The 13,768-nt window shown below is 53.8% G+C and carries 15 protein-coding genes; 8 read left to right on the forward strand and 7 right to left on the reverse strand.

Features of this window, described 5'->3' with window-relative positions; genetic code table 11:
• Window positions 1-273: 273 nt before the first annotated feature.
• The 3 genes from WKJ04_RS08865 (at window position 274) to WKJ04_RS08875 (ending at window position 1,664) form a co-directional block, all read left to right on the forward strand.
• Window positions 274-720, forward strand: a complete 447-nt coding sequence (locus WKJ04_RS08865) for a hypothetical protein (protein WP_337880097.1) — start codon at window positions 274-276, stop codon at window positions 718-720.
• Entirely contained in the window at window positions 717-935 is a 219-nt protein-coding gene (locus WKJ04_RS08870) for a helix-turn-helix transcriptional regulator (RefSeq protein WP_337880098.1), read from the forward strand. The genes WKJ04_RS08865 and WKJ04_RS08870 overlap by 4 nt, the downstream gene beginning before the upstream one ends.
• Window positions 936-1,064: 129 nt before the next feature.
• A complete protein-coding gene (locus WKJ04_RS08875) occupies window positions 1,065-1,664 on the forward strand; it encodes a hypothetical protein (RefSeq protein ID WP_337880099.1) in 600 nt (199 codons plus the stop codon).
• Window positions 1,665-1,686: 22 nt separating this feature from the next.
• Here the strand turns inward: WKJ04_RS08875 and WKJ04_RS08880 are convergent, their stop codons facing one another.
• A complete protein-coding gene (locus WKJ04_RS08880) occupies window positions 1,687-2,418 on the reverse strand; it encodes a MotA/TolQ/ExbB proton channel family protein (RefSeq protein WP_337880100.1) in 732 nt (243 codons plus the stop codon).
• Window positions 2,418-2,768 (reverse strand): PadR family transcriptional regulator, encoded by a 351-nt coding sequence (locus WKJ04_RS08885; RefSeq protein ID WP_337880101.1) that lies wholly within the window; start codon window positions 2,766-2,768, stop codon window positions 2,418-2,420. The genes WKJ04_RS08880 and WKJ04_RS08885 overlap by 1 nt, the downstream gene beginning before the upstream one ends.
• A 188-nt stretch (window positions 2,769-2,956) precedes the next feature.
• On the opposite strand from WKJ04_RS08885, the gene WKJ04_RS08890 reads away from it, so the two are divergent.
• A complete protein-coding gene (locus WKJ04_RS08890) occupies window positions 2,957-4,129 on the forward strand; it encodes a GGDEF domain-containing protein (RefSeq protein WP_337880102.1) in 1,173 nt (390 codons plus the stop codon).
• 34 nt (window positions 4,130-4,163) lie between these two features.
• On the opposite strand, the gene WKJ04_RS08895 is transcribed toward WKJ04_RS08890, so the two are convergent.
• Together WKJ04_RS08895 and WKJ04_RS08900 are read right to left on the reverse strand one after the other, a co-directional pair.
• Window positions 4,164-5,222, reverse strand: coding sequence for a DUF3083 family protein (locus WKJ04_RS08895; protein ID WP_337880103.1), 1,059 nt, complete (start codon window positions 5,220-5,222; stop codon window positions 4,164-4,166).
• Between the two features lie 248 nt (window positions 5,223-5,470).
• On the reverse strand, window positions 5,471-6,088 hold the full coding sequence (locus WKJ04_RS08900) for a lysoplasmalogenase (RefSeq protein WP_337880104.1): 618 nt from the start codon (window positions 6,086-6,088) through the stop codon (window positions 5,471-5,473).
• Between the two features lie 187 nt (window positions 6,089-6,275).
• Between WKJ04_RS08900 and WKJ04_RS08905 the strand changes: the two genes are divergently transcribed.
• On the forward strand, window positions 6,276-8,390 hold the full coding sequence (locus WKJ04_RS08905; RefSeq protein ID WP_337880105.1) for a hypothetical protein: 2,115 nt from the start codon (window positions 6,276-6,278) through the stop codon (window positions 8,388-8,390).
• Between the two features lie 45 nt (window positions 8,391-8,435).
• Here the strand turns inward: WKJ04_RS08905 and WKJ04_RS08910 are convergent, their stop codons facing one another.
• Together WKJ04_RS08910 and WKJ04_RS08915 are read right to left on the reverse strand one after the other, a co-directional pair.
• Window positions 8,436-8,921: a hypothetical protein gene (locus tag WKJ04_RS08910; protein ID WP_337880106.1), complete on the reverse strand. Its 486-nt coding sequence runs from the start codon at window positions 8,919-8,921 to the stop codon at window positions 8,436-8,438.
• A 75-nt stretch (window positions 8,922-8,996) separates the two neighbouring features.
• Entirely contained in the window at window positions 8,997-9,785 is a 789-nt protein-coding gene (locus WKJ04_RS08915; protein WP_337880107.1) for a transporter substrate-binding domain-containing protein, read from the reverse strand.
• A 159-nt stretch (window positions 9,786-9,944) separates the two neighbouring features.
• Here WKJ04_RS08915 and WKJ04_RS08920 point away from each other — a divergent pair, with 159 nt between their 5' ends.
• Together WKJ04_RS08920 and WKJ04_RS08925 are read left to right on the forward strand one after the other, a co-directional pair.
• On the forward strand, window positions 9,945-10,415 hold the full coding sequence (locus WKJ04_RS08920) for a MarR family transcriptional regulator (protein WP_337880108.1): 471 nt from the start codon (window positions 9,945-9,947) through the stop codon (window positions 10,413-10,415).
• Window positions 10,416-10,420: 5 nt separating this feature from the next.
• Complete coding sequence (locus tag WKJ04_RS08925; RefSeq protein ID WP_337880109.1) at window positions 10,421-10,759, forward strand: FKBP-type peptidyl-prolyl cis-trans isomerase; 339 nt, start codon at window positions 10,421-10,423, stop codon at window positions 10,757-10,759.
• Between the two features lie 7 nt (window positions 10,760-10,766).
• On the opposite strand, the gene WKJ04_RS08930 is transcribed toward WKJ04_RS08925, so the two are convergent.
• Window positions 10,767-11,420 (reverse strand): DsbA family oxidoreductase, encoded by a 654-nt coding sequence (locus WKJ04_RS08930; RefSeq protein WP_337880110.1) that lies wholly within the window; start codon window positions 11,418-11,420, stop codon window positions 10,767-10,769.
• Window positions 11,421-11,582: 162 nt separating this feature from the next.
• On the opposite strand from WKJ04_RS08930, the gene WKJ04_RS08935 reads away from it, so the two are divergent.
• Complete coding sequence (locus WKJ04_RS08935; RefSeq protein ID WP_337880111.1) at window positions 11,583-13,718, forward strand: TonB-dependent siderophore receptor; 2,136 nt, start codon at window positions 11,583-11,585, stop codon at window positions 13,716-13,718.
• The last annotated feature ends 50 nt before the right edge of the window (window positions 13,719-13,768 follow it).

Raw genomic sequence — 13,768 nt, forward strand, 5'->3', positions numbered from 1 at the left:
TATCGTCCACCACTGCCACAAGGCGCCGGGCCATTGTACAGCGCTTAAACACAGATGGCATTAGTTAAATGCTGTGTTTAATCAATCAAATTCTTGTGAATTCCGCTGATGAATTTGGCCGGTGCAGCGGCTGCAGCTGGGCGCTATGGTGTTTCAGAACCTGCAGTAATGCCAGAATTTTTTGAATGGTAAACTTGACTTAATGTTAAGTATAATTAACTTTGAGTGTGGTTTAGTATTCATTAATTGCTGGTTATTGCACTGGAGACTGCTATGGAACACGCAGAAGATTCACAAGTCAGCTACCGCGAGAAATCGGCCTGGCTGGCCATTCTGGCCCGGCTGCTGGCCTTTGGGCCTTATTTTGTCTGGGTGTCGCTGAATGCCGCTCAGGAGCTCAGTTTGTGGCAACAACTGCAGGCTTATGGTCTGACAGTGGCTGTGCAGCTGGCATTGCTGGGTGGAGGTTACCTCTGGTTGCGCTGGCAGATGCCGCTGGATGCCAAAGCCGCCAAAGACGAACGTGATAAAGCCATTGAAGCGAACGCACTGAAAGGCGCTTATTACCTGCTGATGACCGGCATGATCCTGGTGGGTTGTCTGATGCCATTTTCGCAAAGTGGCTGGCCACAGTTTCAGGCCGCAGTGTTTTTTATTGTGCTGAGTGAGTTGTGGCATTACAGCCAGATGGTGCTGAGTTACCGCAGGCAGGCCCTATGACTGAACAGCTGACCAACAGGATCCGGTTGCTGCGTTTTATGCAGGGCGAAATGACGCAGGCTGAACTGGGCGAAAAAATTGGAGTCACCCGCCAGACCATTGCCGCCATCGAAGCAGGGAAATATTCCCCCAGCCTGGAGGCGGCTTTTAAAATTTCCCGGGTGTTTGGGGTGCCGCTGGAGGAGGTATTTCAGTGGCAGCAGCAGGCGGATTGACAGCACAGCACTGACTGTGTGAGTGAAACGATAAATCTTTGTAAGCATCTTGTGCTTTAGCGGCATTCTGCAATAATGCCGCTCGTTCAAGTTGAGAATGGTTCTCAACTTCTAATGCCGAGGTTCAGGATGAACAAACTTTGTAGTTTCAGCAGTGTATTGTTTTGCTTTTCGTTATCGGCGCAGCAAGAGTTCGCCATACCAGACCCGTCAATTGCTTCCCATGTGGTGCCAGAAGTTGCCGCCACTGCTGCGGATGATGCTACAACAGAGCTGATGCTGACACTGGAGCAACAGGCCAGGCAAGTGGCTGATAAATATGCCGACGCGCTCAGCTGTGGTCAGCATGAACTCATTGGCCTGATCCCGTGGAATACCAGTACCGAAGGCGAAGGGCAGATGTTGTCCTGGCTGGTGTTATGGGCGGCCGATCTGGGCTGTTACGGCGGCAGCGGTTCTTATGCTTATCAGCTGACGCTGGTGGAAAAAAATGTCGGTGGCTTGTTTGTGAACGCCAAAGCGTCATCGCCTGTTATTCGGATGAAAGGCATGCCCAGTGCCAACTCCCCAATCAGTGGTTTTGAAAAAATTTCAGATGACCAGATAAAAATTTTCGGCATGGACTATGGCCCGGACGACGCCCGATGCTGCCCTTCCAGGCCTGTTGCTGTGATACTGCAGCGCGACAAGCAAGGCAACTGGCAGGCGTTAAACAGCCGACAGCCATAAATTTTGCCGGCTGCTGTGGCCGTTAAACTGGATCCGCGGCCGGACTTGCCTGTTCTGCCCTGAACCTTACTTTTTGCGCTGCAACATAACAGAGGGTTTTCAGGCCATATCCGTAGAGTAAGGTCAGCAGACAAACGCCTGTCGCTGGACCAAATGCGCTGGCAAATTCGGCAGCGGTCAAATTGTTGGCAATGGCGATCACGCCAATCAGCGTGCTGAAGATTCCCATCAGCAACGCGCTTTGTCCCATGATGTCAAAAAAATGCCCGGCCTGACGGTAGTGTTGGGCGCACAGTGGTTGCCTGCTGTCCACTAACAAAGCAAGAGCCTGACGCAGCGTTTGACGGGATGTCGCTCCTACAGCGAACATCAGCGAAGTCGGAACTATCAGTACCAGCGACACAAAGTCATAAAATGCCAGTGGGTCATCAGGCGAAGACACCCACATAGCCCAACCGCTTAACACCACAAAAGACAACAGGCTCAGCACAAACATCAACAAATCTCCTTTCGTTTTCAGCAGATAATGCCAGGCCGTTTGCAGGCATTGCTGGCGGTACCACCAACAGGCCTGGCTACGGCTTTGTTGCTGGCGTAAAATAAATTCTTCTTGCAGATCACCCAGAATGGCTTCTTGTATGAATTCGGGCAGCAGCCACTCTAAAAGCAACTGACTCAGGAGGGGCGGTTGCAGATGAGGTGGCAGTGGGCCTGGTGGTATTGGGGGGGACGCGGTTTTTTTCATGGGTTGCATCAGCTGGCACTCCTGTTGCCGGTATCAGGGCTTCCCAGCACAATACCCTGCCATAAGTTATCCAAAGCCTGCTTGCTGCGCTGCAGTGCCTGTACACCGTCTGCTGTGACGGAGAAGTATTTTTTAGCCCGGCCTCCGCGCTCGGCAGTGGCCTCGCCCTGGCGGCAGTTGAGCATGCCTTTTTGTTCCAGCCTCTCCAACGTGGTGTACAACGCACCAATACTGAGATTGCGCCCTGCTTGTTCAGCCAGACAGAGGCGGATCTGCGTTCCGTAGGCCTGGTCGCGTAGCTGCAAAATGCATAACAGCAGCATCTGTTCCAGTTCGCCGATAAATTTTTCCTGAGGCACCGCCGATCCCTGCTCTATTTTAATTACTACACAATGTAGATTAAATTGCGCGCAGCATACAAGATCTATTGGAAAACTAACTCCGGAGCAAAAAGCCTGAACTACACTGAAGTCCGGGCCTGGTTGTCACAGGCGCGAACCGTTGCCAAAACGGGTTGATCTTCAGCTGGTTCTCACTCAGGTTTTATATGGCATTCGAAATAGTTCACGCGGTAGGCTGTGCGCTTTACCTGCTGTTTTTCGTATTGATGTTAGTGGCCCGCAAGGTGCCGCGCACTAACCCGGGGTGTGGCTGGTGGGCTCTGGCTATACTGGCAGCGTTCTGTTCCCGTCTGGTGTATGTCTGGGTTTATCAGTTTGATTCTGAAGGCGCCAAACTGGCGTACAGTTTGTTGTCACTCAGCGAGAAATTATTGCTGTTGTTGGGGGCCAGTGCTTTTTTTGGTTCCCTGTTCAAGCCCTGGTTATACAGCGGATTGGTGCTGGCTGGCCTGGTCTTTTTGCTGGTGGCTTACCTGCTGCAGTGGTCGCCCTGGTTGTCGGGTCTGGTGCTGGGTCTGATCAACAGTGTCACCTTGTTGATGCTGGCTTTTATTGTATTCAAAGGCGAGCTGGCCGTGCCGTTGCTGATCCGTCGCTGTATCGCCTTGTTTGCGGTATTAAGGGCCGTGCACTGGTTCCTGTTTGAGCCGGTGTCGCTGGTGCTCTACAGTGACTGGCGCACTCAGGCGTTCTGGCTGGGCACTGTGTTGGTGGTGGGGATGTACCTGTGCCTGCTCAGTGCTGTGTTTGCGTTGTTTCATAAACGGCTGATCGAGTCGGAATCCAAAGCGCTGGAAATGGCTTACAAAGACCCGCTGACCGGCCTGAACAATAAACGGTATGTCGACGCCCTGTTTGAACAGGTGTTGTTGCTGGCCAACAGACCCCATCAGCTGCTGGCGGTGTTTTATATCGACCTGGATAACTTTAAACCCATTAATGACCAGGCCGGCCATAAAGCCGGTGACGCTGTGCTGCAGGAAGTTGCGCGGCGACTGCGGCAGCATATGCGCAGCACAGACGTCTGCGCCCGGGTGGGCGGCGATGAGTTTCTGGTGATTGCGACACAGCTCGATCACCCGGCTGGTGTGAATCTGGTGGCTGAAAAACTGTCTGAGCTGCTGGAGTTGCCGGTGCAGATTGACGGCCAGAGCTACAACCTGGGAGCCAGCATTGGCATCAGCATTTACCCGCATCACGGCAGCGAGATCGCTGATTTGATAGAAAAAGCGGATGCGGCCATGTACAGCGTGAAACGCAGTGGCCGCCATGGCTTTACCATGTACCAGGTTGAGCCTGTGCTGGCAGAAAACTCCTGACGGGGCCAGCTGTGACGCTGGCCCACTGCGCCCATTACAACCAGTAACTGATGTGCTGATGGAAGCGGATTTGTACGTCCTGCTTTTCAGTATTCAGCATCAGCTTACGAACCAGTTGTTTCATGCATTCCTCGACCCGCTGCAGAAAACGGGCATAGCCTCCTTCTGTTAACTGGCTGTCATCGGCAATCAGCAATAAATGCACTGTGTCCGGGCAGAGCTCGGGTTGCCAGTAGCACTGCAGCATCGGGTCTGTGTTGCTGGTGTCAAAGCTGAGCAGCCGCAGTTCTTTGCTGACGTGCTCTTTGTCGGACTGAAAGTTGCGCACCAATGGGGTACGGCCGTCGGCCACCAGGGCGGCCAGCTTCAGATGTTGGGCTGTGACCTGCTGAAAAAACAGCTGTTCCAGCGCAGGCACCAGCACACTGCTGCTGGCCAGTGTCTCATGTTCCAGGGTCAGGGCCTGGCGCAGTTGCCGGTTAAAGGGCAGGCTGATCACGGCGTAGTTCATTTGGTGATACTGTGCCGGCAGCAGGCAGTTGCGGCTTTCATAACGTTTGGGCACTGCCCGCATTTTGTAACCGTAGCTTTGGTCATGGCCTTTTTGCCGGGCAAACAGGTCGTACCCTATATGCTGGTGATCACGCAGTTTCAGGCCTGCATTCAGGCTGGGCAGGCTTTCCCTGAAACCCAGCAAGGCCTGACGCACTGCATTGTGAAAAGTGGCGGCATGGGTGCGGATTTCGTCACCCGCACTGAGCAACAACAAGCTGATTTTCCGCGCTCGGTACTGGCTGTCAAAGTAGGCTTGTTGGCCTTCATGATAGGACGGGTTGTAGAAAAACAGCATCTGGTCCTGGGTCTGCACTGTCAGTGCTTCAGGCAGGTAACGCACCACCGGCACTTTGTCATTGGCGATAAAGTAGCAGTGGTGCAGGCCTTGCTGCTGGCAGTGCTGAAAGAAACTCTGGCTCAGCGCCTGGTAGCAGCTGATCAGGTCGGGGTAATGACTGAGCAGTTCGTTACACAGTGGCAGTTCGGCCAGCAGGTATTGGCTGGAACGGGCGTTTTGCGGCAAATAAACCTTATGCATGTGGTTCTCCTGATTTCTCAAACTGGCGGCATTGTGCGCCTGTCGCAGATGACAAATGCTGATCCAGAGCAAACTTCAGTGCGGATCCTGAGGTGAAAGGGTGAGCAGGTTTTCGGCACAGGGCCCCTGAGGGGGGCCGCTGTTGCTTTTCGTTGCCTGCGTTGGGGGATCGATGTCCGGGCCGGCGTTGGGGGATCGATGTCCGGGCCGGCGTTGCGATACCAGGCTGGAGGGGATGGCTGTACAGCTTATGGTCGTGTGGGGCTGCTTAAAAAACCTTTCACCAAGGCAAACTGAGCCGCGTAGTAGGTCAGCATAATCCAGCTGCCCGCGTAAGGAATGGACTGATAAAACTTGTTCAGACCAATCAGGCTGTCGGAGATAATAAACAGCAGGCCACCTGCAATCAGCCAGGGAGTGGCGCGGCCTGAGCACCAGGTGCCGAACGACATGCTCAGGATCACCCCCATATAAATGCAGACCGGCACCGCCATTGCGCCAAGTTGTGGCCACATCAGGCTTAACACCAAGGCAGCAAAGCCCAGGTAAGGCAGTAACAGCAGCGGGTAACACCGGCGGAAGGGCCGCAGGTTCATCAGGTAACTCAGATGGCCAAGTAAAAAGGCCGCCAGACCCACGACAAAAAGACGCTCGCCGTCCCAGGCCAGCAATACGTCTCCCAGCATGGAAAAACCTAAAGCAGCCAACAGCCATGGCTGTGTCACACGGCTTTTAATCAGCCAGCCGCTGAGCAGTAAAAGCGGAAGTATTTTCAGCAGAAAGCTGAGCGGGAACTCTCCGGAGCGGGATAACCAGATATAAGCAAAAGCGAGCAGGCTGTAGCAAAACGGGATTGTTATTGTCATTGGAGTTCCCCGCAGAATGGTTGCTTTCAGTCTGCCGCGCAATTGCTTTGGCTGCAAGTGCGGCGCTCAGCGGCTTGTTGCTTTGGCCGGATTTCAGCTTGCTGGCTCTGCAAAAGCATGAAATATTTAGCGAAACCCTCCGGAGCCTGCATTTCAGGCCTGGTTTTGATGACAAGGAGATGCGGGTATGGCACATCAGTGGCGTTTTTTCCGTTCAGGCGGTTTTGATCAGGTTCGGCTGGATAAAATTGAAGACTGGCAGCATTTGCACGAACTGGACCCCAAATTATGGGCGGCGCTGAGCTGCCCGGTTAAAGGGCTGGAGTTTGACGAACGCACCCTGAGTTATCTGGACAGCGACCAGGATGGCAAGGTTCGTATTGATGAAGTACGAGGTGCAGTCCGTTGGGCTTTGTCTGTATTAAAGCATCCGGCTGTCTTACTGTCCGGCGATGAATTGCCACTCAGCGCTATTGACGACAGCACGGAGCAAGGGCGGAAATTACTGGCCTCAGCCCAGCGTATGCTGACTAATCTTGGCAAAACAGCGGCGTCGGCACTGACGGTGGCGGACACTGCGGATATGGCGACCGTATTTCCACCCGATCAGCTTAACGGCGATGGTGTCATCACGGCTGAACTGGCAGCCACAGACAGCCTGCGCCAGCTGATTGGCGCAGTGCAAAGCTGTGGCTGGACAGTGCAGGACCGCAGTGGCGTGGCCGGTATGGACCAACCCTTGCTTGACCAGTTTGTGGCTGCAGGCCGGGCCTATACGGGCTGGCTGGATGCAGCGGACACTGTGGCTGCAGTGGCAGGAGAACACACCGCAGAATTGTATCAACTGGTGCAGGCGCTGGATGCCAAAGTGGCCGACTTCTTTACCCGTTGTCAGCTGGCCGCTTATGACGCCAATGCCACTGAACCGCTGAATGCGGCCCTGGCTGATTATGCGGCGTTATCCCGCCAGTTATTAAGTGCTGACAGCGCAGACGCCAGCCATTTGCCACTGGCGCGCATCAGTGCCGAGGCTGTATTGCCATTAACAGCCGGTGTCCACCCCTATTGGGCAGACAAACTGGCTCGTCTGGCAGTGCTGGCCAAGCCGGTGTGGAAAACAGCCAAAGAAATTAATGCCGCCAAATGGCAGCAGTTGAAAGACTCGCTGCAGCCTTATGCGGACTGGAAAGCGGCTGAGCCGCAAAGCCCGGTCGCGGCACTGGACATGTCGGTGTTACGGGCCTGTCTGGATGACAGTGTGCTGGCCGATGCGACGGCATTAATAGCGCAGGATTTAGCCCGTCAAGCAGAAGCGGAGGCGGTGCTGGAGGTGGATAAGCTGATCCGCTACCAGCGTTACCTGCGGGATTTGTTGCATAACTTTGTCAACCTGCAGAATTTCTACAGCTTAAAACAGCCAGCCATATTCCAGAATGGCCGGCTTTATATTGACGGTCGCAGCTGTGATTTATGCATTGACGTGCATGACGCGGCGAAACACGCCAAAGTGGCCGGTTTGTCCGGTGCTTACCTTTTGTATATGGACTGCAGCCGTCAGGGCAGCACTGAGAAAAAATCCATGGTGGCGGCGATGACAGCCGGGGATGCCGGTAATCTGATGGTTGGGCGCAACGGGGTCTATTACGACAGCAAAGGTCAGGATTGGGACGCCACTGTCAGCCGTATTGTTGAAAACCCTATCAGTATCCGCGAAGCCTTTTTTACGCCTTATCGCCGGATTGGCCGGATGATTTCTGAACAGATCCAGAAATTTGCCGCCAGCAAAGACAAAGAAATTGAAACGAAAAGTGCGGCAGGCGTCGGCGACGCTGCCAAAGTGGCCGAAACTGCGACCAAACCGGCAGCACCCTTTGATGTGGCTAAATTTGCCGGTATTTTTGCCGCTATTGGCCTGGCCCTGGGTGCCCTGGGCACAGCGCTGGCCACAGTGTTCAGCAGTTTCCTCGGTCTGAGCTGGTGGCAAATGCCACTGGCACTGGTGGGGATAGCACTGGTGATTTCTGGCCCGGCCATGCTGCTGGCCTGGTTTAAACTGCGGGAGCGCAACCTGGCACCTTTGCTGGATGCCAATGGCTGGGCACTGAATACCAATGCCAAGCTGAGTATTCCTTTTGGCACTAAACTGACGGCGCTGGCGCTGTTGCCTGCAGGTTCCAGCCGCACCCTAACTGACCCTTATGAGCAAAAAAGCAATGCAGGTCTCTACCTGAGTTTGCTGGTGGTGGCCTGCATTGCGGGTTGGGCCTGGCAGGCCGGATTACTGAACCGCTGGTTAGGTTAAGCGGCTGCAGTTCTGACAAACAACGGGTGGCACAAGCCACCCGTTTTATTCGTGAATCAATTCAATCTGCGGGGCGTGCTGGCGGAAGAAATGCCGCACGGCCGGGATTTCTTCCAACGGAAACAACCACTGTTCACCACCATTCCAGGCCAGCTGCAAAAAGCCCGGCCCTTGAATATCCTTTCGTCCTATCACCAGTTTGCGCACTGTATCCGGAAACACAAAAGGGCCTATGCAGATCTGCCCGTTGTCCAGCCGGAGCTCTTCAGTCAGGCTGGCACTGTCAAACTGCGGATGGCCGCGACTGTGCAGGTACTGCAGCAACATCAGGCCGAAGACAGGAATGTTGCTGAGCATCAGCAGGCTGTTCAGTTTGCTGCTGTTGACGATGATCACTGTGAGGTACAAACCAAACAGGCTACATATCACGAAACGACCGGCTCCACTGAGCACCCGCCATCCCTGTTTGATGCTTGTTAATGTCATAGTCTGATAAGGCCAGCGGATACCCCGCTGCGATAGCATTTTCACGCTCTGTATTCCCTGCGTTATGTTGAAAAAATGTAACTTTACTAAGGCCTTCCTTTGGTATCAAGCCATTATTTCTTAGTATTCAACGGATTGGGGGCGGATCAGCATCATGTCACCAAACCAGTGCTCCATAGAACCGTCCTGCAGCAAACTGTCCAGGCTTTGCTGTATGCGCTCGCGTAATTGCGGGTGAGGGCTATTTTTCGCAAAACCCAGGTACACCGTTTGGGTATCGTCTGCTGCAACAGGCAGCAGCTTCTTTCTGAGCAGGTTGTGCAGCTCTGGTTGTTTCTGGATAGCGGCCCTGGCCAGCTCACTGGGCAACAGCGCGAGATCCACCCGGCCTTTTTCCACCATACGCAGCGCGAGTTCCGCAGAAGGGGCCAGCACTTTTTGCCGCTCTGGCATGGCATCAACCACAGCCCGTACTTTGGGGTGCAGGCCATAGCCCCGCACTGTCACTAGGGTAAAGTTACCCAGGGAGGCCAGCAACGGAAGTGGGCGTTGATCGTTGTAACGTTGCCAGGCGGCGTCCGGGAAACGTCCGGCATAGCTGTACATCCACATATAATTTTGTCCGGCTGGCGACAGCACCAGGTTCATCATCAGATCGGCTTCGCCACTTTCCATCAGTTTGAGGCAACGCTTGCTGGGTGTTTTGGTGCTCATTTCCAGGTCAACACCAGCCCGGCGTGCCAGCTCCTGCATAAAGTCGACACCAGGGCCAGTGGCTTTGCTGCCTGATGTATTAAATTCATGAAAATTCGGGAAATGATCCAGACACCAACGCAGCCGCACTGATTCTCCAGCCTGCAGGGCCGCGCTGAAACAAAAAAAACTGAACACGAACAGGAGCTTTATCATCCATCTGTCCTCGCTGTGGTGCTGGTGTTGCTACTATACATGCCCCAAGCGACCAAACTGACTTTTTTCTGTAACAGGCAAGTCAGACCGTTTTTTAACTTGCCATGCCCCAGTGGCATCTTTTACCCTTGCCAGACCTGAATTTAGCGGATTTTGACCATGTCAGATCAGTGTTTACCTCTGGAACAGCCCGCAGCGCTGCACCTGGACAATCAGTTGTGTTTTGCCTTGTATTCGGCGTCGCTGATGATGACCAAAGCCTATAAACCTTTATTGGAAAAACTGGGGCTGACCTATCCGCAATACCTGGTGATGCTGATCCTGTGGGAAAAAGACGGCATTGGCTTAAAAGACATTGCGGAACGGCTGATCACGGAGTCGGGCGCTTTAACCCCGGTGTTAAAACGGCTGGAGCAGCAGGGCCTGTTAACCCGCCAGCGTATTCCGGACAACGAGCGCGCTCTGGAAATTAAGCTGACTAAAGAAGGCAAAGCCCTGCAGCAACAGGCTTTTGTTGTACTGCAGCAAATTGGTACGGCCTGCGGCATGGAGCTGGGCGAACTGGTCAGGTTGCGCACAGAATTGCAGCAATTGCGCGACCGTATTGCCACCAGTCTGAACGCCGGTTAAGCCTGATGACCGCTGAACTAAAGATTGACGATCTGCAGCTGGGTGATGGCAAAGCCGCCAAACGAGGCTCGCTGATCACCGCCCATTACCGCGGCTGGCTGGAAGACGGTACTGAATTTGATTCGTCCTGGCGGCATGGTGAAGCGTTTGAAGTGGTATTGAGTAACAACAGAGTGATTCAGGGCTGGGTGCAGGGTTTGCAGGGCATGAAGGCAGGCGGCAAACGCCGGCTTTGGGTACCGGCGGCTTTGGCCTATGGCGAACGTCAGGTGGGCAGCATCCCGCCGCATGCCAACCTGATGTTTGAGATCGAACTTTTGGATGTGAAAAACCGCGACGATTAGGCCGGTGTCACGACTCTGTGATTTCTGCCGCAATCTGTTCCAGCACCTGCGCCAGCACTTCGGGTTCACGGGCGCCGGAGATCAGGTACTGCTGGTTAATAATAAAAGCGGGCACCGACTGAATTCCGGCCTCTTGATACTTAGCCTCTTCAGCACGCACGTCATCGGCATAGGCCTCACTGTCCAGCACTTGCTGGGCCTGGGCCGGGTTCAGGCCTGCCACCTGCACTGCATTCAGCAACACAGCCGGGTTGTTTACATCTTCGGCCTGACCAAAATAGGCGTCGAATAACGCCAGTTTCAGTGCACTCTGCTTATCAAAGGCGGCGGCCCATTTCACCAGACGGTGGGCGTTAAAGGTGTTGGTGGTGTAACGCCGCTGCATGCCGGAGAAATTCAGCCCCAGGCCTTTGGCGATGTCCATCAGCTGCAGCTGGGATTGTTCCATTTCGGCTTCACTGCGGCCATATTTGCGGGCCAGGGCCGGCAAAATAGGTTCAGGTTGCAGCGCCGGGTCCGGGTTGAGCTCAAAGGCGCGCCAGGTCAGTGTAACCTGCACTTTTCCTTGCAGTTGCTGCAGGGCTTCCAGCAGCCGCGCATACCCAATGGCACACCAGGGGCAGGCAATGTCCGATACTAAATCAATATGGAGCTGACGCATCAGGCTCTCCTTCAGGCAGGTTATTTGTACAGTGATGGGGGCGGATTCGTTAAATACAAGTTAACCTGGCAAAATGCGCAGTAAAGAAATAACAATTTATCTCATCCGCATTTGATAATGGTTTGCATTTGTGTATGATCCGCCGCAATTGGAGGATCTTGTATGTCAAACACCGTGAAATTCCGTAAGTTACCTTTAGTTGTTGCCACCCAAATGGCACTGTTCAGCCTGGCGACTGTGGCCGCAGAGGATGCTGATGTTGAAAAGGATGTTGAACGCATTGAGGTGGTGGGCAAATACACCATCAATGAGAACATTGATACGGCAACAGGTTTAGGCCTGAGCCTGCTGGAAACCCCTCAGTCTGTCACGGTGATCACGGCAGAACGTATTATCGATCAGGGCTTTAGCGGCATTAATGAAGTGGTTGCCCAAACAGTGGGGGTGTCTGCCAAGCAGCTGGATACCACCCGTAATGTGTTCAGCGCACGCGGTTTTGATATCGACAAATACCAGATTGACGGTGTGCCTTTGGCCTGGTCACTGGCGGGGGATTCCGGCGAAACTGTGGCTGACGTGTCCATTTATGAACGGATAGAGGTGGTGCGTGGCGCTACGGGCCTGTTAACAGGTGCCGGGGACCCATCAGCGTCCATTAACCTGGTGCGTAAACATGCCAACGCCACCGAGCTGCAGGGGTATGTCAATGCTGGCATCGGCAGCTGGAACCAGCGTTATGTGACTGCTGATGTGGCCAATGCCATGGACAGCAATGGTGACTTGCGTTTTCGTCTGGTTGCGAAAAAAGAAGTCGGCGATACCTTTATGGATATAGTCGAAGACGATAAAACAGTGCTGTACGGCATTATCGACGCCAACCTGACGGACAAGACGTCATTAAGCTTTGGCACTAGCTACCAGGACAATGACCCTGCAGGTTCAACCTGGGGTGGTTTACCGGCCTGGTTCAGTGACGGCACGCCAACGGACTGGGATACCTCAGTGACCACGTCGGCAGACTGGACTTACTGGCAGTCGAGCAACACCAACACCTTCGCCAACCTGGTGCATAACTTCAGCAATGGCTGGCAGGGCAAAATCAGTTACAACCACCTGAAAAACACGGCTGACACCCAGTTACTCTACGTGTATGGCACGCTGGATAAAACCACGGGTCTGGGGTTAAGCCCATGGCCGTACAAAAGCTCGGGTTACAGCAAACAAAGCAGCTGGGATATTCAGTTAAAAGGCGATTATTCACTCTTTGGCCGCACTCACGAATTTGTGGTGGGCGCGTTGACCAGTGAGCAGGATGCGTACACTGAAACTTTCGCTCAAACCTCGGCTTTTATTCCGGTTGGCAATTTCTTTGAGTGGACAGGCGCAACATACCCACAACCAGAGTTTTCTGCCACAGGTGCCGCGCAGGTGGATCTGGAAACCCAGCAGGATGGTTATTATGCGGCTACCCGCTTCCTGATCACCGACGATGTGAAACTGATTGCCGGGGCCCGTGTATCCAAATGGGAGCGGGTGGGTTTTAACTGGAACCCAACAGCGGAAAACTACGGCGACAGTGGTGTTTTTGTGCCTTATGTCGGCCTGATGTATCAGCTGACACCAGAGCACAACCTCTATGTCAGCCAGACCGAAATTTTCAAGCCGCAGCAGGCGCGTGACGTGAACAAAAACACGCTGGACCCGGTGGAAGGCACCAACTCAGAGCTGGGCCTGAAGAGCTCCTTTATGGACGGTGCCCTGCAAACTTCTGTCGCCATCTTTAAAATTGAGCAGGACAATCTGGCGCAAAGCACAGGTGTGCCTTTCCCGGATAACCCGCTGGAAATGATTTATGTGGCTGCTCAGGGCGTGGAAAGCGAAGGCTTTGAGCTGGAAGTGATTGGTAACCTGACCGCTCAATGGAATCTGTCGGCTGGTTATTCGCAGTACGAAGCCAAAGATGCGGCTGGCATTGAAGTGAACACCGACCATCCGCGCAAAAAGCTGAATCTGTTTACCACTTATAACTTTGCCGGTCTGGTCGACGGCCTGGTTGTGGGTGGTGGTGTCAACTGGGAAGACCAGCAATACAACGGCACAGGGGCATTCCAACTGGTGCAGGATTCGTACAGCCTGGTCAGTCTGATGGCGCGTTATGCGGTGTCGGAGCAGCTGTCTGTGCAACTGAATGTCGACAACCTGTTTGATGAGAAGTACTACAGCCAGATTGGTTTCTTTGAACAGTATGGGTATGGTTCACCACGCAATTTCAGCCTGGGTGTGACGTACGCTTTCTAAGCAGATCACCCGCATAAAAAAGCCGGCTTTGCCGGCTTTTGTGTTTCAGG

The sequence above is a fragment of the Rheinheimera sp. genome, from assembly GCF_037442345.1.
In the GTDB taxonomy this organism is placed as follows: Bacteria; Pseudomonadota; Gammaproteobacteria; order Enterobacterales; family Alteromonadaceae; genus Pararheinheimera.